We start from the raw sequence: 20,498 nt of genomic DNA, 5'->3' as shown, positions 1-20,498 counted from the left end.
TTCTTGTAGATTTTGGTTAAAAATAGGTTTAAAACAAAAGAGCCCCGCTTGTGGCGGGGCTCCCTTGGTGGCGTATTGGTTACAACTAATAATGCTGCACAAATATACTACTTCGGAAGCCCCGGATGAGGCACCTTAAAGGAGTTAGTATTATAAATGCAGGCCAGTAGTTGAAGCATGTCTTTGTTCTAATTTTCAGCAAGTAAAACTAAAAGTAGGTATAAATGCAAATTTATCGCAAAAAATATTTTTTCAGGATGGATGCATACCAACATGGTTCCGTGCCTGATAACCAGTGTTTTATTGCTTTACAGGTGGCTTTGGAAGTTCTTCTTTATTCTTTGGGAAAAGCAGCGAGGCGATAACGGAAATGACCAGAATAGCGCCAACTACCAACAGCGCGTAACGCATGTCAATCTCTACCAGGTCGCTGAGCAGGAGTTTGGCGCCGATGAACACAAGTATAACCGAGAGGCCATAGTGCAGGTAGTGGAAGAGCTGCATAATGCCGGCAAGCGCAAAGTATAAAGCCCGCAGGCCAAGCAAGGCAAACACGTTAGAAGTGTACACAATGAACGGGTCTTTGGAGATGGCAAGTATGGCCGGGATAGAGTCAGCGGCAAAAACCACATCGGTGCTCTCGACCATCACCAGCACCAGGAAGAGCGGCGTGGCAAACCACTTGTTATCAATCTTAGTAAAAAACTTGCCGCCAACCGGCGATTTCGTAATGCGGATATGCTTGCTTACCCAGCTAACCAACGGGTTTTGCTCGGGATGAATTTCTTCATCGCCATGCGAGAAAGCCATCTTAATGCCCGTAAACACCAAGAAGGCGCCAAGTATGTAAATGATGAAATGAAATTTAGCGATCAGGGTCACGCCTACAAGTATAAACATGCCGCGCAGTACCAATGCCCCGATTATTCCCCAGAATAGAATCTTATGCTGATATTTTAGCGGAACTTTAAAGAAATTGAAAATCAGGATGAAAACGAACAGGTTATCTACGCTCAGCGATTTTTCGATCAGGTAGCCCGTCAGGAACTCCAGGGCAGCAGCCGGGCCTTCCCAGTAATAAATTAATGCGTTAAAGCCGAGGGAGAGAAGAACCCAGAACAAACTCCATAGCAAGGCCTCCTTGATTTTTACCTCATGCTCTTTACGGTGGAACACAAACAAATCGAGCGCAAGCAGCAGCAGGACAAACGCATTAAAAACAATCCAGAAAACCAGTTGATCCATACAGGTAAGGGTGGCGCGTTTTTTTCAAAAAGCTGATGAAATATACTATACCAGAACCTGTAAATTTAGTTTGAATTTGATGCGTTAGTAGCTGTTTTCCTAAATTATTTTTTTCTGAGGGAGAGGCAAGGTTCAACCCTATATTACCGGAGTATGCGTACTGAAAAACAGTGCAGCAAGTATACACTAATAACGATCGAAATGGCGGAAGTAGCTGTTTACCTTCATCTTAAGGACGCCCATAACAGCTTCCTTGAAAATTCCCGACGACATTTTAGAGATACCCTTGGTGCGGTCCGTAAAAATGATCGGAACCTCTTTTATCTTAAAACCATATTTGTAAGCCAGGAACTTCATCTCGATTTGGAAGGCATACCCCACAAAACGAATTTTGTTCAACTGAATGGTTTCCAGCACCTTGCGGCGGTAGCACTTAAAGCCGGCAGTCGTGTCGTGGATAGGCATGCCTGTGATAACGCGCACATAGGAGCTGGCAAAGTATGACATGAGCACGCGGCTCATGGGCCAGTTCACTACGTTCACTCCCTGCACATAGCGGCTGCCAATGGCTACATCGTAGCCTTCGGTGGCGCAGGCGTGATAGAGGCGAACCAAGTCTTCGGGGTTGTGCGAGAAATCGGCATCCATCTCAAAGATGAACTCATAGCCGTGGCGCAGGGCATAGTTAAACCCGTGGATATAGGCAGTGCCCAGGCCAAGCTTGCCCTTGCGGATTTCCAGGTGCAAGCGCCCCGGAAATTCTTGCTGCAGCTGCAACACTATGTCCGGGGTGCCGTCAGGGGAGCTATCATCTACAATCAACAGGTCGAAGGGGTGTGCCAAAGACATCACCTTACGGACCATAGCCTCAATGTTCTCCCGCTCGTTATATGTTGGGATAATCACCAACGAATCTTTCATGGTTCAAATATAGCTAATCAGCTATTGAGGGCATGGGGCAATTTCAAATTAATTTTATGGGCCAGTTCCTTTGCCGCCCTTATACAGCTCGGCACCGATACGCCACAGTACCAGTTGGCTGCGATGAACATGCCTTCAGCCTCTAAACCCTCAGCCATAGTATGGGCATCCTCTATGTGCATGTCGTACTGCGGAATAGAATGCTCCCAAAGGTGCGCATGCTGGAAATTTGGCTTGTCAGCGCCAATTCCGTGCAGCTCTTTTAGCTCCTGATGCACCTGTCGCATAAGTATGGTGCGCTCTGTGCGGGCGTGATGCTCTGACTGTGCCCCGCCAACAAACGTGGTAAAAAGTACCTCATGCGGCCTGCAGCGCCCGCTAAAAGCAGAGCTGCTCCAAAGCGAGCCTGCGCTAAAAGCATCTTCTGCCTTGGGGTGCAACACACCAAAACCATCCATTTTATTATAGACATCGCGGCGGTTATAGGCTGTGTGTACCACGGCAAGCGGCGGGTAATGTATATTTTGCATAGCGGCTGCCATACCCGGGAAGGTGTAATGCAGCAAGTCGGCGGCTTTGTACGCAGGCAGCGCCAGCACCAGCAGGTTATACTCTTCGGTGTCTGTGTCGGAGGGGGAGGAGCAGCTAATAACGTATTTGCCCTGGCTGCGGGTAATCATGTCTACCCGGTGTTCTGTGTGCAGCGAGATAAGCTTTTGCGCGATGGCCTCAGGCAAGGTATGCATTCCGTTCTTAAAGGAGAATACATCACGGTTATGATCATTCTTGCTTGCTTCTGCTAAACCTTTGAGCACAGAGCCGTGAGTCTTCTCCATCTGCTTCAGCTGCGGAAAAGCCTTTCGGAGCAGTAGTTTAGAAGAGTCTCCGGCATACATGCCTGTTATAAACGGGTTTACTGCATAGTCAACCACTCCGGCCCCAAAGCGGCGCTCAAAAAACTGAGAGATCGTTTCATAGTCATAATCTGCAGGCGGGATGTGCCGCTCCTGCAGGATGCGGTACTTTGTATGCCAGCAAAAGAAGTTGTTAGAAAGCAGCGAGAAGGGGGTAGAAGGCAATTGATGATAGTGTCCATCGCGGAGCACGTACCGTTGGTTACTTGGTAGGGCAGCTGGCAATACCTCCTGCTCCAACTTCAACTCCCGGATCAACTCATCGAGCTCGTCGCAGGCTTGCAGGGAGTTTGGCCCAAGCTCCAGCAGGCAATCGCCAACTTTAACAGAGCGCATGTTACCGCCCGCCTGTGAGCCAGCCTCAAACAAATCGTAGGGGATGCCACGCTTCTGGAGATAATACGCCAGCGCTAACCCCGATATCCCGGCCCCTACTATGGCTACTCTCATGTTTCTGCTGCTTTGGTCAAATTGTACTGTGGATCTATTGTAGTTTACGGGCCCGGCGCTGCAAAGTAAGGTGCAAACAGGCTAGTTTCAGGCAAAACGTAAAAAATAGTAAATTAGCGTTCGTTATATCGATAATAAAAATTGGATGCAAAAGCAAAAATGCGTTTTCCTGGACCGTGACGGTGTACTGAACCGTGAGCGCGGCGAGTATACTTACCTGCCTGAGGATTTTGAGGTGATATCCGGGGTACCGGAGGCGCTGGCCCAGCTAAAGCAGCATGGCTACCTGCTGATAGTTATTACCAACCAGGCTGGCATTGCCAAAGGATTGTACCGAAAAGCGCATGTTTTAGCATGCCACCAGAAACTGCAGGAGACATGCAGGGCACAAATCGATGCAATTTATTTTGCACCAAACCACCCTAATTATTCGGCTTCCCTGGCGCGCAAACCGGATAGTTTGATGCTGGAAAAAGCCATTGCAAAGTATAATATAGATTCGGAGGAATCGTGGATGGTAGGCGACTCTTTGCGCGATCTGGAGGCAGCGGAGAAGGTAGGCGTAAAGGCTATACTTGTCGGTGATAAGTATGAGCCGGGAGCGCATAATTGGCAGGTGCAGGACCTATGGGAAGCAAGTCAGGTTATACTAAAAAGCACAAAAAAACCGGCGTAGAGCCGGTTTTTTGCATATGGTCTAGTTCTTCCGTGTAGCTTAGCTGTTCACTTTGTCAGTAGCCTGCTCCGATGAGGAGGCCACCGCAGTGGTTTCTTTTACTGGGTTCTTATCCTTGGCGTAGCTGTACGCAGGGCAGTAGGTTTTGCAAGAGGCCATGCCAAGCGCCAGGCATAGGGTACCCATTAAAATTACTTTCTTCATGTTGTTGTAATGTTTTGGAAGATTCTGCATCAAAAATAGTCTAAATACTTTAAAAGCAAAACAACCCAGGTAAAAACTTCGATTTCACTATATTATACTATACTTCGTAGCCGAGTATACGCATCATTGATTCGCTGGATTGCTCTGGCGCGAACTGCCAGGTTTTAAGTTCTCCGTTTTCGTCGCGATCTACCAGAATATGTTGTGGCGATGGGATGAGGCAATGCTTAATGCCACCGTAACCGCTCAACTGCTCCTGGTAAGCCCCTGTGTGGAAGAAGCCAATATAAAGCGGCTCTTTCTTTGGGGACTTCGGTAAAAACACCTGGAACGAGTGCATCTCAGAGTTGTAATAATCCTGGCTATCGCAGGTCATTCCGCCTATTTGTATCTTACGGTATTCCTTGTCCCAATGATTCACGGCCAGCAAAGGCCAGCGTTGGTTCAGGGCCCAGGCATCCGGCAGATTTGTAATAAACGAACCATCAATCATGTACCATAGTTCCTTATCGTTCTGCAGCTTCTCATCCAGGATAGAGTAGATGTTTGCCGCACTTTCGCCCACGGTAAATATCCCGAACTCGGTAAAGATGTTTGGCTCCGGCACGCCTTCCTCGGTGCAGATGCGCTTAATGGTGCGCAGGATCTCCTCGGTCATGTACTGGTAATCGTACTCCGATTGGATGGAGGTTTTAATCGGAAAGCCACCGCCAATATCAATAGTGTCAAGCTCTGGGCATACTTTCTTCACCTCGGCATACTTGTGCACAAAGCGGCTTAGCTCAGACCAGTAATACGATGTGTCCTTAATGCCCGTGTTGATGAAATAATGCAACATCTTTAGCTCAAACTTAGGGTCTGGCTTAATCTGCTGCTCATATAGGTCTATTACATCGTTATAGCGCACGCCCAGGCGCGAAGTATAAAACTCAAACTTTGGCTCCTCGTCAGAGGCAAGGCGTATACCTACCTTCGTTTTCTCTTTAACGTGCTCTTTATAATAGTCTATTTCCCCCAAGTGGTCCAGGATTGGCATGCAATTTACGAAGCCCTCATTTATCAGCTCAGAAATCCAGTGGCGGTACCGCTCGCGCTTAAAGCCGTTGCAAACGATGTAGGTATTCTTATTGATCTTGCCTTTGTTATACAACGACCGCACAATCTGCATATCGTAGCCCGACGACGTTTCGATGTGGATGTCGTTTTTCAAGGCTTCTTCCAGCACAAAAGAAAAGTGCGAGGCCTTGGTGCAATAGCAGTAGGTATAAGTGCCCTTGTAATCAAGCTTTTCCATACCTTCCTTAAACAAGCGTTTCGCTTTCTGGATCTGCGAACTTATCTTCGGCAAGTAAGTCAGTTTCAGCGGAGTGCCGTATTGTTTAATGATGTCCATCAAGGGGATGCCATTGAACATTAACTCATTATTCTCTACTTGAAATTCTGTGGTGGGGAAGTCAAAAGTTTGATGAATGAGGTCGGTATATTTATCCATTCTGTTGGTTAGGGGAAATTAAGAAAACATGCAATATTGATTGTATTTTACCATCTTTGCAAAAAGTTTGTTTAAAAAGTATGAAAAAAGTAAAACTGATTGAAGTCAGGTCTGAGCTGGGGGCCGGAACACGTGGAGCCAGCATGGGTATTGAGGCACTGCGCGTTGCTTGCTGGGACAAAGGGTCAGATTACTTCAAGCGCTTTAACTCTGTTAGTGTACCAGATTTAAACTATACTTTATTTGACAAGGATGTATTTCCGAACGCTCACCGCATAGACAGTATCCTGGCTGTGCAGAAAAACATTGCCAATACCGTGGAGCAGACCATTAAGATGGGCATGTTTCCGCTGGTGCTGGCCGGAGATCATTCTAACGCACACGGTACTATCGCTGGTATAAAAGCCGCTCACCCTGATAAAACATTAGGCGTGATCTGGATTGACGCGCACGCCGACATCCACTCGCCGTATACATCTCCGTCGGGTAACGTGCACGGCATGCCACTGGCCATGGCCCTGAACGTGGATAACCTGGACCGCCAGATAAACGACCCGGAACCGGAAACCGTGTTCTTCTGGAATGCCCTTAAAAAACTGGGTTTCGACGGCCCTAAACTAAAGCCGGAGCACCTGGTATACATTGTAGTACGCGACACCGAGGAGCCCGAAGATTACTTTATCAGCAAGTATGGCATCAAGAACTTTACTTACAATGAGGTAAACAGCAAAGGCATTCCGCGCGTGGCCGAGGAAGCCATAGACCGCCTCAAGGACTGCGATATTATCTACGTATCGTTCGATGTGGACAGCCTGGACTCGAAGTTCTCCAAAGGAACGGGCACACCGGTTGCCACTGGGCTTACCGTAACGCAGGCTAAAGAGCTTAACTACCTGCTGCTGCAGGACCCGCGCGTGGTGTGCTACGAGATGACGGAGATCAACCCGACCCTTGATACCGAGAATACGATGGCCGAGAACGCCTTTGATATATTAGAGGCCGCCACCGACGCAATTTTACACCGAGAATCTAAAAGTACAGCCAAATAAGTAATGCAACTTCAAAACGCCATTAGCCAGAGCATCAGCCAAGCCCTGCATGCTGTTTTCGGAATAACCGTTGACGCCACCCAGATTGCTTTGCAGCCTACCCGCAAGGAATTTGCCGGCTCCTTTACCTTTGTAACCTTCCCGTACACCAAGCAGGTGGGCAAAGGCCCCGAGCAGATAGGGCAGGCCCTGGGAGAGTACCTGAAAGAAACTGCCGCCGAGGTAAAAGACTTTAACGTGGTGAAAGGCTTCCTGAACCTGGAAGTGCCTGAGCAGGAGTGGCTCCGCTTGTTCCGTGGCATTATGGCTAACCCGAAGTATGGCTATGGCGAGCCAAGCGGCCGCAATGTAATGGTAGAGTACTCCTCGCCAAACACCAACAAGCCGCTGCACCTGGGCCACCTGCGCAATAACTTCCTGGGCTACTCTGTGTCCGAGATCCTGAAAGCGAATGGCCACGAGGTAATGAAGGTGAACCTGGTAAACGACCGCGGCATACATATCTGCAAGTCGATGCTGGCTTATGAGAAGCTGGGCAACGGCGAGACGCCGGAAAGCAGCGGCATGAAAGGCGACCACCTAGCCGGCAAGTACTATGTGCTGTTCGATAAGCAGTACAAAGAGCAGATCGACGAGCTGGTGGCGCAGGGCATGGACAAAGAGGAGGCCAAGAAAAAAGCCCCTTGGATGCTTGAGGCTCAGGACATGCTGCTGAAATGGGAGCAAGGCGACGAGCAGGTCGTGAACCTCTGGAAAATGATGAACGGCTGGGTATACGACGGCTTCGACGAAACCTACCGCAACATCGGGGTGGATTTCGATAAATATTACTACGAGTCCGAAACCTATACTTTAGGCAAGGAGCTGGTAGAGGAAGGCCTTCATAAAGAAGTGTTCTTTAAAAAAGAGAACGGCTCGGTATGGGTAGACCTGACCGGCGATGGCCTGGATGAGAAGCTGCTTCTTCGCGCAGACGGAACCTCGGTATACATTACCCAGGACCTCGGCACGGCACAGCTAAAGTATGACGACTTCCCGTACGACCAGTCGGTTTACGTAGTGGCCGATGAGCAGAACTATCACTTCCAGGTGCTGAAGGCTGCGCTCAAAAAGCTGGGCAAACCATACGCAGAAGGTATTTACCACCTATCTTACGGCATGGTAGACCTGCCATCGGGCAAGATGAAGTCGCGTGAGGGAACGGTGGTGGATGCCGATGAACTGGTGCAGGAAATGATTGACACGGCGCGCCAGCAGACCGAGGAACTGGGCAAGATAGAAGGCTTTACACCAGAGCAGGCAAACGAGCTATACCATACTTTGGCTCTAGGCGCCCTTAAATACTTCCTCCTGAAAGTAGACCCGCGTAAGCGCATGCTGTTTAACCCGCAGGAGTCTATTGATTTCCGTGGAAACACAGGTCCGTTTGTGCAGTACACCCACGCCCGTATCTCGGCCATACTTCGCAAAGCCGGCGAAATGGGCATCAGTGTGGATACCGCCTCTTTCGAAAACTTTGAGAACCTGCACGAAGTGGAGCAGGACGTGATCACGCAACTGGTAAACTTCCCGGCGGTAGTTAAGGAGGCTGGCAACCTGTATGCCCCATCGGTAATAGCCAACTACGCATACGAGCTGGCAAAATCATACAACCGTTTCTACCAGGAGATCTCCATCTTTAACGAAACCGATGAGCAGGCGCGCAGCTTCCGCATTGCTTTATCAGCGATGGTGGCGCGTTTCGTGCGCGAAAGTATGAACCTGCTGGGCATTGCCGTTCCGGAGAGAATGTAAGTATAAAGCGGGCATCAGGTTTTAAAGTATAAATCCTGATGCCCGCATAACAAAGTTTAGCGCCAGCGGTTGTACTTTCATTATGCCAACCCGTCGGCAATTTTATGGTATACATGCTTAAAACGTTTAGAAACATACTGCAAGCAACCTTTCTGCTGAGCCTGCTAAGTATGGCTGTGGCTTGCCAGCAGGGTACAGGCGCTAACCTTAAAACAGAAACTATGGCAACAGAAACAACCTCAAACCCGAACGCATTAACCAGCGACTTTTACGGCTTCCGAATGAAATCCCTAGATGGAAAGGACGTAGACTTCTCGGAGTACAAAGGCAAAAAAGTACTGCTGGTGAACACAGCCTCGGAGTGCGGCTATACTTACCAGTACGAAGACTTGCAGAAACTGCGTGAAGCCCACGGAAACGATGTACTTGTGCTGGGCTTCCCGGCCAATAACTTTGGCGGGCAAGAGCCGGGTTCCAACGAAGACATTGCTTCTTTCTGCCAGAAAAACTATGGCGTGAGTTTCCCGATTTTCGAGAAGATATCTGTGTCCGGCGACGATACACATCCACTGTATGTATGGCTGGAGAAAAATGCGCCGAACCACGAGGCCCCAAACTGGAACTTCTGTAAATACCTTGTAAACGAACAGGGGCAGGTGGTTGCCTTCTTCCCGTCTAAGGTTAAACCGATGGACGAGGAAGTGTTGGCCGCAATTAATAAATAGTATTTAGCTAGTTCTAAGCTCACAAGGGTATAAGCACAGATTTGCGCCAAAAGTTAGCTTTTACTAGAACATTGTATTTGCGTTAAATTTGACAACTTCAGAACACACATCAACTCAGAATCCAGGCTTGGTTCAAGCCTGGATTTCGGCTTTTAGGCCACGCACTTTACCACTGGCGCTCTCCTGCATTGGCATGGGCGGCTTTATGGCTGCCGCGAACGGCGTGTTCGATGCCACGGTGGTTGGCCTTTGCGTGCTTACCACACTCTTTCTGCAGATCCTCTCGAACCTGGCCAACGACTACGGCGACTCCAAGCACGGCGCAGACAGCGTGCACCGCGAAGGGCCAATGCGTGCCGTGCAGGCCGGGCACATACAGGCAGAGCACATGAAGAAGGGGATGCTGGTATTTAGCCTGCTCTCGCTGGTATCCGGGCTGCTATTGCTCTGGGTTGCCTTTGGCACCAATGGCATGCTGCTTTCGCTGGTGTTCCTGGGCCTTGGCTTGGCTTCTATCTGGGCGGCTATCAGCTATACTGCCGGCGATAAACCGTATGGCTATGCCGGGCTAGGCGATATTTTCGTGTTCGTGTTCTTTGGCTTGGTTGGTGTACTGGGCACCTATTTCCTGCAGGCGCAGGCGCTGCAACCCGTGGTTATACTTCCTGCGCTGGTTTGCGGCTTTTTCTCGACGGCCGTGCTCAACGTAAACAACATTCGCGATATCAACTCCGATACGCTGGCGGGCAAGCGCTCCATACCCGTTCGGCTGGGCCCGAAACGCGCGCGTGTTTACCACATACTTTTGCTGCTTGGCGGCGTAGCCAGTGCCTTTGCCTATGTGTTGCTCACCTTCCAATCGCTGTGGCAGTTCCTGTTTATACTTGCCCTGCCGCTGCTGCTAGTAAACGCGCTAAACGTATGGCGCAAGCAAACCTCCAGAGAACTCGATCCATACCTCAAGCAAATGGCCCTGACAACCTTGCTATTTGTACTGCTGTTTGGGCTGGGGCAGGTGGTATAGAGTTATCTTTCAGATATGCCGCAGGTCTAATATGGATTTGAGTTGCTCTACTGTAAATGGCGGGTCTGTTTTGTGCAGCATGGCGTGGCAATTTGGGCAAACTGGCCTTAGATCATTAACCGGGTCTACTTGATAAACCTTTTTGATGTCTGATAGTGGTGTTACATGATGAACATGTATAAACCCTTTGCCAATGTCTCCATAGGTTTTCTCAAAATCAAAGGAGCAAACCGAGCAAACGGGCTTCCAAAAATCGATGCACCTTCGCCGTGCTTCGGGGTTCCGTTCATAAGAGTTTACTACGATTGTTTTTTGAAGGCCCTCGGTTAGCACTTCTTGCAAATTTTTCCGGATCTCCTCTGGGTAGAATATTTCTCCTGTCAGATCTGTCCTCTCAAGTGCAGCCTTTAGTTCAGGCTTTAATTGCCAAATAAATAGTGGTTCTTCGTTCCATCCATCAAAAAATAAGTCCCAGTATTTATACTCCCTGTTAGAGCGTATACTGAAATCAACATCATAGTATTTGGCTATACGCTTAGCATATCGCCCAATCTCAAGGTTTAATGGGCTCGCGGAATATTTGCCAGAATAGCCAAGTATGCGCCCAATCTGGCTAGCCGGAGCTTTGTGCCCAGGGAAGCTGTAAAGAGCTTGAAATATCGAAAGGTCGAACTGCAGGGTTATCTCCTTGTTAAGCAGGATTTCACACCACTGCGCACATGTTAATACTGATGGCATAAGTATAATTAAAACTCAAAGGCCCGTGCAAGTATAAACTGACCGGGGCCTTTGGAGTTAAAGCTATTTATTAATTACCATTGCCTCCGCCGCTATTGCTATCACCGCCGCCTTTAAGGTCGTCGTTTTTGATGCCGCGCTTAGTGCGTTTGATGTCTTCTTTCAGTTTGCCGAACTTGTAGCTGAAGCCGATGTTTATGCGGCGCGCCACATAAACGTAATCGGATTCCTCGTTGAAGTTAGCGCCGGAAATGCTGCGGGCATAGTTCCTGGTTCGGGCAAACGGGCTCTGCAACGAAAGCGAGAAGCTGGCCTTCTCATCCTTCAGGAAGCTTTTGCTCACCGACATGCCGTTCCAGAACTGCGCGTTTGATTTGCCCTGTAGCAATACTCTTGGGCCGTAATATCCGAGGTTTGTACTAACGCGCCAGTTTTTCTCGAACTTATAACTCAGGTAACTATACATGTAGCCACTAACGCCAGAGTTTTTCAAGTCGCGACCAGCTATGTTGCCGCTAAGCTGATTGTAAGACAAAGACCCGTTCAGGCTCATGCTCAGGTTCTTGAACAAAGTGGCGTTACCGTTCAGCGATAGCGTGGTGGTAGCGTTCTTGCCAATGTTGCCATACGTGGTGCTCGTAACCGAGTCGGCGGGGTTAAACAAAGTATAGTTCTGGATGGCGTTGTTGGTAAAGGCATGGGTTAGGGTGCTGTTAATAGAGTTGCTGCCTTTGAAGAAGCTATGGGCCAGGCTTAAAACATGGCTGGTGGCCGCTTCTAGTTTCGGGTTACCAAAAGATATACTCTTTTCGTTGGTTCGGTCTACGTATGGGTTCAGGTAGTATAGGCTTGGGCGCTCAATCCGCTGCGTATACGATACTTTCAGGCTCGACATGTTTTTGAATGTTCGGTTAACAGACACGCTCGGGATGAGGTTAAAGTAATCGGGAGTTTCCACAGTGCCGGCATCCTGGAAATTCGCGTCAACTGAGGTCTGCTCCAGGCGCGTACCCAGACGCACACCCCATTTGTCGTAACGCAAACTCACCGATGTATAAGCCGCGTAGATGTTCTGGTTGTAATCGAAGCGGTTTGTGAGTGAAGGCACTTCTACATAAGTTTCGGTTTCCGGATTATAGTCGCGGTAAAAATAGTCGCTTTCAATATCCCGAAGTATACTTTTGGCACCTACCTCCAGGGAGTGCTTCTTAAACGGGTGGACATAGTCGGCCTGGTAAGTCTGCTCTACTGAAATTCCTGCATTTTGCGTGCGCGTGCCTGGCGTGCCGTTGTAGCCCTGTATATTCTCAAACGCAATGTCCGACTCCGAATCGTTCCGGCCATCCCCGATCTTATAAGAAAGAGTAAATAGTTGGCTTTTATTGCGCTTAAAGGTATGCTGATAATCTAGGCTGGCCTCTAAGCCACCCCAGCCCGAATCGTTATTATTATTGCGGTTAAAGTCACGGCGTACATTGCCATTCAAGCCTGTTTCGGTTACACGCTGCCTAAACCTTGACTCGTTGGTGCCTATGTTGTAATCATACTTTACAGCAATCAAATTTAGCGTGTCTATCTCGTAACTCAACTCACCGGAAGAGTAGGTGTAGTAGCCCTCGCTGGTTTCCGTGCCGAGTTGCAGTAGGGTGCCGGTTGTCTGGTCGGAGCGCCTGTAGTCGGAATTGCTGGCTGGGCTTGGCCAGTGGCTGCCGCCCAGGTAACCAGAAAAGCCTAGTTTGCCTGTTTTGGCAGTAAGGTTAACGGAGCCATACTGATTGCCGATATTACCAACGCCGCCCGATACGCTGCCATTGTAGCCGTTTTGCGGAGCATCAGTAGTGATGATGTTGATAATACCGCCAACACCCTCTGCATCATACTTGGCAGGCGGGTCCGTGATTACCTCGATGCGCTTAATGGTGCTGGCTGGCATGCTGCGAAGCACGTCTTTAGGGCTGCGGGCGAAGAGGGTAGAGTTCTTGCCGTTTACCAGCACTCTGTAGCTGCTGCTGCCATTCAGTTTGATATTGTCTTCGGTATCCAGGCTCAGCATCGGCACTTTGCGCATCATGTCCAGGGCGGTCATGGTTTTGGCCTCGGGGTCTATGGCTACGTTGTACCCGATCTTGTCCACGTCCTGGGTTATCAGCATTTGCTCGGTAGTGACCTCAACTTCCTGCAGTTGCTTCGAAGAGCCAGCCAGTTTTAGCGTACCCAGATTTACAGAGGCGTTTGAGGCAGTGAGCTCGGGCAAATCCATTTTATAAGGCTTGTATCCTACAAAGCTTAGGATGAGTTTATACTTGCCCAGCGGCAGCCCGTTAATCTCAAAGCTGCCGTTATCCTGCGAAAACGTACTTTTAAGGGGCTCGTCTTTGTCAGGTAGGCTCACGATAACAGTTACATAACCAATGGGGGAGTTACTTGTAGAATCTGCCACAATGCCTTTCAAGGAGCCGCCGGTAGGCGTTGCAGGCGCTTGCGCAAAAGCCAGGGCATGAGCGAATAGGCACAAGGCCAGAAGAATCGTTTGTTTCATGTATGAAGGTTAGGTTAAGAAGCACGCAAATATCCGAGTAGCGCCATAGCGTTACGTTCAGATTACCCAGGCATGCACTACCCTTTCCCTCTATTCATCAACCTGAAACAGATCTCCGGAAACTAAAAGACCTTTCGGCCGATTAGGTTAGCAAGATAATAATTTAATACAAAGTATGATTATAGGAATCAGAACATCCTAATGGCTAAACACTTATTTAAGTATAAATGCGGATGGTTGCTGCACCACCAATACATAAGTACAAATAGAAAAGGCCTCCCTGCTAACAGAGAGGTCTTTTCTGTAATTAATTGATTACTATAATGTTATACTTTGGCTGTGGATGATATGGGCACCGCGTTGCAGCAGATCTGTTTTGGCCTGCTTATAGTTTTCCTGATCTATTGCACGGGTTGCATCCTCGATAAAGTATACTTTAAACCCCTCGTCTAAAGCATCTTTGGCAGAAAAGTAAACACAGTAATCGGCGGCAAGGCCACACAGGTATACTTCAGTAACCCCTTTGCCACGCAGGTAGTCTGCCATGGCAGTGCTTTTCAGGTGGCCGTTATCGTAAAAGCCACTGTAGCTGTCAATCTCCAGGTCAGTGCCTTTCCTGAATATCGCCTCGATGCGGTTCTGCTTCAACTCATCGGAAAAGGCTGCTCCCATCGTGCCCTGCACACAGTGTTCAGGCCAAAGCACTTGCGGCATGCCATTAAGGTCAATTACCTCAAACACATTCATGCCCGTATGGTTAGAGGCAAAGCTTTTGTGTTGGGGCGGGTGCCAGTCCTGTGTAGCTACCACCAACTCAAACTTCTCCTGCAGTGCATTCACTACCGGAAGTATGGCATCACCCTCAGGCACGGCCAGCGAGCCTCCGGGCAAAAAGTCGTTCTGAATATCGATTAGCAGTAAGGCACGCATGGTTGTTTTTATTCTGGTGAGGTGGCCGGGGCACTGGCTGCCGGGTTGCCGCCACCATCGCCGTTGCGCTTACGGTTCCTGTTTCTGTTGTTGCGCTTCTTAGGCCGCGGGGCCGGCTGTCCTTCGGCATTTACCGGGTTAGCCTGCGCCGTTGGGTTTGCGGCAACTTTTGGACGGTCTGGATCGCCTCCTTTGCTGCGGTTTCGCCCACCTCGGCCTCTCGATCTGTCTCCGGAGGAAGGTCTGCTACCGCTGCCAGGCTTGTTGCCACCACGTTGCCTATGGCTTCCACCGTCTCTACGGGTTGGGTCATATGCCGGGCCAGGGCCAAAGTCTTCTGGAAGTGGCAGTTTTGGCAACTCACGCTCAATCAGGCGCTCAACCTTTTGCACCCGGTACATATCCTTTTCGTTCACAAAAGTAATAGCCATACCTGTAGATGCGGCGCGTGCGGTGCGGCCTACACGGTGCACATAATCCTCAGCATCCTGTGGCATATCAAAGTTTACCACGTGGCTTAGGCTGTCAATATCGATACCTCTGGAGAGAATATCGGTGGCTACTACAATCTGGTACTGCTTGTTCTTGAAGCCTTGTAATGCTTTCTCGCGTTCGTCCTGGGTCATGTCGGAAGAGATGCCCTCTGCCGTGAAACCCATTTTCTTGAGCGAACGCACGATCTGGCTCACGTTTGACTTGCGCGATGTAAAGATGATCATACTTTGCACATCGAGTTCGCGCAGCAGATGCTCCAGCAATGGAAGTTTCTGGTTGTCGTAAGTCAGGTAGAAACGCTGGTCAATGCCTTCTGCCGGCTTAGAGATAGCCAGGTTCACCTCCGACGGGGATTGAAGTATCTGTTGTGCCAGGTCCCGGATCTTGCGTGGCATCGTGGCCGAGAACAGAAGAGTTTGGCGCTCCTTAGGCAATTGGCTGATGATCTTGATCAGGTCATCCATAAAGCCCATGTCCAACATCTTGTCTGCCTCGTCCAGCACCAGGTGGTTCAGTTGGTCAAGCTTTACGTAGCCCATAGCCATGTGCGAGAGCAAACGGCCCGGCGTAGCGATGATTATATCGGCACCAGTTGTCAGGGCGCGCTTTTGCTGTTCCCAGTCATCGCCTTTGTTACCGCCATAAATAGCGATAGAACTAACCGAGGCAAAATAACCGAAGCCTTCAACCTGCTCATCAATTTGCTTGGCAAGCTCGCGGGTTGGTACTAGAATCAGGGTGCTGGTGTGCTCGTATCCTCCGTTAGAAATACGGTCGATAAGCGGAAGCAGGTAAGCGGCGGTTTTGCCCGTACCCGTTTGGGCGCAGGCTATCAGGTCTTTTTGCTCCAGGATCAGCGGAATTGCCTGCTCCTGCACGGGTGTGGGCTTGTTATAGCCCATCGAATCGATACCAGTCAGTACGTCTTCGTGTAGGTTAAAAGAATGGAAGTCCAATGTTTCTCAATTTTGGGTTACTACATGGCGGCCATCTTTTATCCATCAGCCGCTTTTGCAGAGTAAAGATACTACAAATATAAGTACGGATATAAGATGCTTTTTTTCTGATGAATTTTCATTGAATCTTTCAATTATTCTTGATTATGTATTATCTTTGTTAAAATTTGGATGGTTAGTGTAGTTGGGTAATATGCTTTTCTTAGTAAAATTAAACATATCAGGGGTTGTAGCTCCGCAAAATCCTGTTTTAAAATCCGATCTTAACAATTCAAATATTAATATCTATTAATATTTGAAAGTATTATAATGGAATACTGCAACATTGTTTGAGGGATGGCGTACATAACCTTGAACTTCATTTTAAAATAGGTATAAAAACTATATATAAATTTATAAATATAGCCATGAAAAAAGTTATACAAGAGTCTCCTAACTTCTTTCTGCTGTTAGGATTGAACATTATCAATGCCATCTTTATGCTGCTGTAATAACAGCGCATTACCGATATACGACACGCAAGTTGGAGCGGCTTCGCCTTAGGCGGAGCCGCTCTTTTTATGCCTTCTGGCTAAATTTCTTTTAATTTGTTCTAAGGCTTTGGCCCAACGTTTTTCAACCCAGAAATACATATGTATCTATGGCAGGACATAACAAATGGTCGCAGATCAAGCGCAAGAAAGGAGCTCTCGACGCCAAGCGATCCAAAATATTTACCAAACTGATTAAGGAGATAACAGTAGCCGTGAAAGAAGGCGGAGCCGACCCTGATGCAAATCCGCGCCTGCGCCTGGCCATCCAAACGAGCAAGGCCGCCAACATGCCCAAAGACAATATTGAGCGAGCCATCTCCAAAGGCGAGGGCAGCGATGCCGGAGAGTACAGCCAGGTAACTTACGAAGGATATGGCCCCAGCGGTGTAGCCGTTTTCGTAGGGTGCCTCACCGATAACATAAACCGCACTGTGCAAAACCTCCGCACCATGTTTAACAAAAGCGGCGGCAGCCTGGGCACAAGCGGCTCCGTGGAGTACCTCTTCGATCGGAAAGGGGTGTTTACGGTACGTCGTAACCCCGAAGAACCGATAGACGAAGACGAACTGCTGTTGCAACTAGCCGATGGTGGGGCGGAAGAGGTGGAGTTTGAGGAGGATTATATGACCATCTATAGCGTAATGGAGGATTTTGGCACAGTGCAGAAAAAAGTCGAGGCTCTTCACCTGGATTTGGAGAGTGCCGAGTTGCAGCGACTGCCTCAAACTACCGTGCGCGTGGATGACCCCGATACCCTGCGCAAAATCCTACACTTAATTGATGCCTTGGAAGATGACGATGATGTGCAGCAAGTATACCATACCCTGGAGCTTAGCGACGAGGTAATGGCTGAACTGAACCAGTAGGCCAAGTGTGGCGCTAAGTATAAATTACAAGTAAGTATAAGATGCAAACGGTTTTTAAGGAGATGCTGGTACTGGAGCTGGCCAGTGTGCTGGCGGGGCCAAGCGTAGGGCAGTTCTTTGCTGAGTTAGGCGCCCGTGTGCTCAAAATAGAGAATACCGCCACCCATGGCGATGTTACACGCACCTGGAAGCTGCGTACGGAGCCTGCCGACACCGATACGCCAGCGTACTTTTGCGCTGCTAATTGGGGCAAAACCTCGCTAGCCCTAAACCTGACGCAGCCAGCAGACTTACAGGAACTCTACAGTTTGATAAAACAAGCCGATATGGTAATTGCCAGCTATAAGCCCGGTGATGCCGAAAAGCTGCAGGTGGATTACGCTACACTGAAAAGTATAAACCCAGCCTTGATTTATGGCCACATTACTGGCTACGGGCCAGATGATAGCCGGGCAGGATACGATGCCGTGGTGCAGGCAGAAAGCGGCTTTATGCACCTGAATGGGGAACCTAACGGGCCACCCGTTAAAATGCCCGTGGCCCTTATGGATATCCTGACGGCACACCAACTTAAGGAAGGACTGCTGGTGGCGTTGCTGCAAAGGCAGCAGACCGGCCAAGGCCAGCTAGTGCAGGTGTCGCTGTTGCAGGCTGCTGTGTCGGCGCTGGCAAACCAGGCTACCAATTACCTTGTGGCGGGCCACGAACCGCAGCGAATGGGCTCGGAGCATCCTAATATCGTTCCTTATGGCTCTGTTTTTACCTGCCATTGCGGCAAACAAATGGTATTGGCCATCGGCGACGACAGGCAGTTCAGGAGGCTGTGCGCCATACTTCAGGTCGAAGAATTAGCTGATGATTCCAGATTTAGCAACAATACAGCCCGGGTACTGCACCGCCATGAAATAAACAGCCTGTTGGCCAACCTAATTGCCAGGGAGGAGCGAGAGGGTTTACTAAGGCGCTTGCATGCCCAGCATGTACCCGCCGGAGCTGTTCATACCATACCGGAGGTTTTTGCCTTGACGCAGGCCCAAGAAATGCTGTTGCAGCGTGAGGGCGCAAAACCAGGATTGCGCCAGATTGCTTTTGCACTAGCGGGCCACGAAAAGCAGAAGTTAACACCGCCGCCAACTTATCCGGGCAAAGTATAATCAGTATGGCTCAATAGGGAACCCGAGCAGTGAAAGCGTGTATGCAGCAGCGATAGGTTTTGGCATCGAAAATATGATTGGTATAATGCTTTGTTTTTAAAAAATCAGGGCGTCGCAAAGTATAAGCCTGCCGCTGCCAGCTCACAAAAAACACGCATGAATTAGGCCTGAGCTAAACAAAGTGTGGTAAAGTGCTGTAAAAACAGAAGCTGAGAAGCAAACCAAGACTGTACAAAACTATGGAAAATAGATTAGATGATATTATAAACGGGCTGCACCACAAGTCCAGAACAAAACAGGTGATTTACCGCAATACTAAGGAAACCTTTGAGCGGATGAAGCAGATTTCGCAGCAGTTGGTGGTAGAGCTTACGGAGCGCGTATCGCAGCAGGATGCCGATGTAGAGATGGAGTACCGCAGCGTGAGCGAACACGAGTTCCAGATTAAGTTTTCCGGTGACCTGCTGGTATTTGTGATGCATACCAATGTTATCACCTTCCCGGACGATTACGAGATAATGCGCAGCGAGTATGTGGAAGAGGATTTCCGGAGGCGCTTTTTCGGGCACATCATGGCCTATAACTTTATGGCTGATACTATTAAGTATAACCGCCTCGATGACCCGGGTTACCTGGTGGGCCGCATGCTCATTAACATCGAAAATCATTTTTGCATTGAGGGTGTAAAGCAGCTGGACCTGCCATTCGATAAGATAACTGATTTCGCTAAGAACGAGCTGAACGACAAGGTGCTGCGTGTCATCGTGGAGAGTGCCATGGTTGCATCCGTTAACAACGACCTGATGGGCCAGGACGTGAGCGACATAGAACGCATCACCCTGAAGCAGAAACTCGAGAACATGCACCTTTCCAAACCCCGAAAACTTGGGTTCCAGGTGAGCCATGAGCTTACGCACTAAACAAAAAGGCCGGAATTAACTCCGGCCTTTTCTTCTCAACTCAAACAAATCTCATTTGTTTATATATTGGCTTAGCAGCTCGCTATAGGCTCTTCGCGCAGCTTTTGTATAGCGTCGTGCACCTGCGGCAGGCTATGCAACAACTGCTCAAAGCTCTCGATGCAGAAGTACTGGCTCTGGAAGGTTTCTTTGATGTAAGACGTATCCAGGATGTGCTGCACGTCAAAATCATACTTTACGCTCTCATCAGACACCGACAGCTTACTCTCGCCAACGGATGAAAGTATACCAGCCCCGTAAATCTTAGCTTTCTCGCCCGGCTTCCTAAACAGTCCAAACTCAATTGTATACCAGTAAATGCGAGTTAGGCGGTCAATAATATCAGGCCTATCAATGTGCTCGAGAGCCATGGCCGACAGCTTGGCCAGGAAATCGCAGTAAACCGGGATGGTGAGCAGCGGCACATGCCCAAACACATCATGGAACATGTCCGGCTCTTCCAGGTAATCGAGCTGGTCCATGCGGCGCACCCAAACCGTGGCCGGGAATTGCTTGTTGGCGATTAGCTGGAAGAACAAGGCATCATCCACAATTCCTGGGGCGGCCACCACCTCAAAGCCAGTAATTGGCTTTATCTTTTTGTTCACATCATCGAAGTTCGGGATGCGCTCACGCGTAAAGCCAACTTTCTTAAGGCCATCCAGAAACTCCGGTATCGCTTTGTCGGGCAGGTTTTCAATCTGGCGGTCGAAAAGGATAGACCAAACGTTGTGGTTTTCTTCTGTGTATGAGCTGTAGTTTTGTTTCAGGTTCATTGCTTTATGTTTTGATATTTTAAAATCGGTATAAAAAGAAAAAAGCAGGGGCTTGAGC

Annotated in this window: 18 protein-coding genes; 8 read left to right on the top strand and 10 right to left on the bottom strand. The window is 49.0% G+C overall.

Annotated features, from left to right (window positions below; translation table 11 throughout):
* Positions 1-300: 300 nt before the first annotated feature.
* From D1627_RS17295 to hemG, 3 genes are all read right to left on the bottom strand, one after another.
* Positions 301-1,245 carry a TerC family protein gene (locus D1627_RS17295; RefSeq protein WP_119433524.1) on the bottom strand — a complete coding sequence of 315 codons (945 nt, stop codon included), beginning with the start codon at positions 1,243-1,245 and terminating at the stop codon, positions 301-303.
* Positions 1,246-1,431: 186 nt separating this feature from the next.
* Complete coding sequence (locus D1627_RS17290) at positions 1,432-2,166, bottom strand: polyprenol monophosphomannose synthase (protein ID WP_119433523.1); 735 nt, start codon at positions 2,164-2,166, stop codon at positions 1,432-1,434.
* Between the two features lie 17 nt (positions 2,167-2,183).
* On the bottom strand, positions 2,184-3,530 hold the full coding sequence (hemG, locus tag D1627_RS17285; RefSeq protein WP_119433522.1) for a protoporphyrinogen oxidase: 1,347 nt from the start codon (positions 3,528-3,530) through the stop codon (positions 2,184-2,186).
* 127 nt (positions 3,531-3,657) lie between these two features.
* Here hemG and D1627_RS17280 point away from each other — a divergent pair, with 127 nt between their 5' ends.
* Entirely contained in the window at positions 3,658-4,206 is a 549-nt protein-coding gene (locus D1627_RS17280) for a D-glycero-alpha-D-manno-heptose-1,7-bisphosphate 7-phosphatase (protein ID WP_394342587.1), read from the top strand.
* Positions 4,207-4,245: 39 nt separating this feature from the next.
* Here the strand turns inward: D1627_RS17280 and D1627_RS18390 are convergent, their stop codons facing one another.
* Both D1627_RS18390 and D1627_RS17270 read right to left on the bottom strand, forming a co-directional pair.
* A complete protein-coding gene (locus D1627_RS18390) occupies positions 4,246-4,410 on the bottom strand; it encodes a hypothetical protein (protein ID WP_158607214.1) in 165 nt (54 codons plus the stop codon).
* A 97-nt stretch (positions 4,411-4,507) separates the two neighbouring features.
* Positions 4,508-5,902, bottom strand: a complete 1,395-nt coding sequence (locus D1627_RS17270) for a type III PLP-dependent enzyme domain-containing protein (RefSeq protein ID WP_119433519.1) — start codon at positions 5,900-5,902, stop codon at positions 4,508-4,510.
* 80 nt (positions 5,903-5,982) lie between these two features.
* Between D1627_RS17270 and rocF the strand changes: the two genes are divergently transcribed.
* From rocF to D1627_RS17250, 4 genes are all read left to right on the top strand, one after another.
* Complete coding sequence (rocF, locus tag D1627_RS17265) at positions 5,983-6,951, top strand: arginase (RefSeq protein ID WP_119433518.1); 969 nt, start codon at positions 5,983-5,985, stop codon at positions 6,949-6,951.
* Between the two features lie 3 nt (positions 6,952-6,954).
* The gene (gene argS, locus D1627_RS17260; protein WP_119433517.1) at positions 6,955-8,745 is read left to right on the top strand and encodes an arginine--tRNA ligase; all 1,791 of its coding nucleotides are present in this window, start codon (positions 6,955-6,957) and stop codon (positions 8,743-8,745) included.
* 113 nt (positions 8,746-8,858) lie between these two features.
* Positions 8,859-9,470 (top strand): glutathione peroxidase, encoded by a 612-nt coding sequence (locus D1627_RS17255; RefSeq protein ID WP_317125222.1) that lies wholly within the window; start codon positions 8,859-8,861, stop codon positions 9,468-9,470.
* A gap of 88 nt (positions 9,471-9,558) precedes the next feature.
* Entirely contained in the window at positions 9,559-10,494 is a 936-nt protein-coding gene (locus D1627_RS17250) for a 1,4-dihydroxy-2-naphthoate polyprenyltransferase (protein ID WP_119433516.1), read from the top strand.
* A gap of 9 nt (positions 10,495-10,503) precedes the next feature.
* Here the strand turns inward: D1627_RS17250 and D1627_RS17245 are convergent, their stop codons facing one another.
* The 4 genes from D1627_RS17245 to D1627_RS17230 form a co-directional block, all read right to left on the bottom strand.
* Positions 10,504-11,232: an HNH endonuclease gene (locus tag D1627_RS17245; protein WP_119433515.1), complete on the bottom strand. Its 729-nt coding sequence runs from the start codon at positions 11,230-11,232 to the stop codon at positions 10,504-10,506.
* 70 nt (positions 11,233-11,302) lie between these two features.
* Positions 11,303-13,771 (bottom strand): outer membrane beta-barrel family protein, encoded by a 2,469-nt coding sequence (locus D1627_RS17240; RefSeq protein WP_119433514.1) that lies wholly within the window; start codon positions 13,769-13,771, stop codon positions 11,303-11,305.
* 318 nt (positions 13,772-14,089) lie between these two features.
* A complete protein-coding gene (gene pncA, locus D1627_RS17235; RefSeq protein WP_119433513.1) occupies positions 14,090-14,701 on the bottom strand; it encodes a bifunctional nicotinamidase/pyrazinamidase in 612 nt (203 codons plus the stop codon).
* 8 nt (positions 14,702-14,709) lie between these two features.
* Complete coding sequence (locus tag D1627_RS17230; protein WP_394342586.1) at positions 14,710-16,152, bottom strand: DEAD/DEAH box helicase; 1,443 nt, start codon at positions 16,150-16,152, stop codon at positions 14,710-14,712.
* Positions 16,153-16,792: 640 nt separating this feature from the next.
* On the opposite strand from D1627_RS17230, the gene D1627_RS17225 reads away from it, so the two are divergent.
* The 3 genes from D1627_RS17225 to D1627_RS17215 all read left to right on the top strand — a co-directional run bounded on the left by D1627_RS17225 (position 16,793) and on the right by D1627_RS17215 (position 19,625).
* Positions 16,793-17,551 carry a YebC/PmpR family DNA-binding transcriptional regulator gene (locus D1627_RS17225; RefSeq protein WP_119433511.1) on the top strand — a complete coding sequence of 253 codons (759 nt, stop codon included), beginning with the start codon at positions 16,793-16,795 and terminating at the stop codon, positions 17,549-17,551.
* Positions 17,552-17,592: 41 nt separating this feature from the next.
* Positions 17,593-18,705: a CaiB/BaiF CoA transferase family protein gene (locus D1627_RS17220; RefSeq protein ID WP_233555687.1), complete on the top strand. Its 1,113-nt coding sequence runs from the start codon at positions 17,593-17,595 to the stop codon at positions 18,703-18,705.
* Between the two features lie 239 nt (positions 18,706-18,944).
* Positions 18,945-19,625: a hypothetical protein gene (locus tag D1627_RS17215; protein WP_119433510.1), complete on the top strand. Its 681-nt coding sequence runs from the start codon at positions 18,945-18,947 to the stop codon at positions 19,623-19,625.
* Positions 19,626-19,696: 71 nt separating this feature from the next.
* Here the strand turns inward: D1627_RS17215 and D1627_RS17210 are convergent, their stop codons facing one another.
* Positions 19,697-20,440, bottom strand: a complete 744-nt coding sequence (locus tag D1627_RS17210; RefSeq protein WP_119433562.1) for a phenylalanine 4-monooxygenase — start codon at positions 20,438-20,440, stop codon at positions 19,697-19,699.
* Positions 20,441-20,498 lie beyond the last annotated feature (58 nt).

The organism is Pontibacter oryzae, assembly GCF_003576375.1.
Taxonomy (GTDB): domain Bacteria; phylum Bacteroidota; class Bacteroidia; order Cytophagales; family Hymenobacteraceae; genus Pontibacter; species Pontibacter oryzae.
This window is presented reverse-complemented; position numbering and strand designations above follow the sequence as displayed.

Coding starts and splice junctions, on each gene's coding strand:
- D1627_RS17295 (WP_119433524.1), bottom strand. CDS start 1,245: ATGGATCAACTGGTTTTCTGGATTGTTTTTAATGCGTTTGTCCTGCTG.
- D1627_RS17290 (WP_119433523.1), bottom strand. CDS start 2,166: ATGAAAGATTCGTTGGTGATTATCCCAACATATAACGAGCGGGAGAAC.
- hemG (WP_119433522.1), bottom strand. CDS start 3,530: ATGAGAGTAGCCATAGTAGGGGCCGGGATATCGGGGTTAGCGCTGGCG.
- D1627_RS18390 (WP_158607214.1), bottom strand. CDS start 4,410: ATGAAGAAAGTAATTTTAATGGGTACCCTATGCCTGGCGCTTGGCATG.
- D1627_RS17270 (WP_119433519.1), bottom strand. CDS start 5,902: ATGGATAAATATACCGACCTCATTCATCAAACTTTTGACTTCCCCACC.
- rocF (WP_119433518.1), top strand. CDS start 5,983: ATGAAAAAAGTAAAACTGATTGAAGTCAGGTCTGAGCTGGGGGCCGGA.
- argS (WP_119433517.1), top strand. CDS start 6,955: ATGCAACTTCAAAACGCCATTAGCCAGAGCATCAGCCAAGCCCTGCAT.
- D1627_RS17255 (WP_317125222.1), top strand. CDS start 8,859: ATGCTTAAAACGTTTAGAAACATACTGCAAGCAACCTTTCTGCTGAGC.
- D1627_RS17245 (WP_119433515.1), bottom strand. CDS start 11,232: ATGCCATCAGTATTAACATGTGCGCAGTGGTGTGAAATCCTGCTTAAC.
- D1627_RS17240 (WP_119433514.1), bottom strand. CDS start 13,771: ATGAAACAAACGATTCTTCTGGCCTTGTGCCTATTCGCTCATGCCCTG.
- pncA (WP_119433513.1), bottom strand. CDS start 14,701: ATGCGTGCCTTACTGCTAATCGATATTCAGAACGACTTTTTGCCCGGA.
- D1627_RS17225 (WP_119433511.1), top strand. CDS start 16,793: ATGGCAGGACATAACAAATGGTCGCAGATCAAGCGCAAGAAAGGAGCT.
- D1627_RS17220 (WP_233555687.1), top strand. CDS start 17,593: ATGCAAACGGTTTTTAAGGAGATGCTGGTACTGGAGCTGGCCAGTGTG.
- D1627_RS17215 (WP_119433510.1), top strand. CDS start 18,945: ATGGAAAATAGATTAGATGATATTATAAACGGGCTGCACCACAAGTCC.
- D1627_RS17210 (WP_119433562.1), bottom strand. CDS start 20,440: ATGAACCTGAAACAAAACTACAGCTCATACACAGAAGAAAACCACAAC.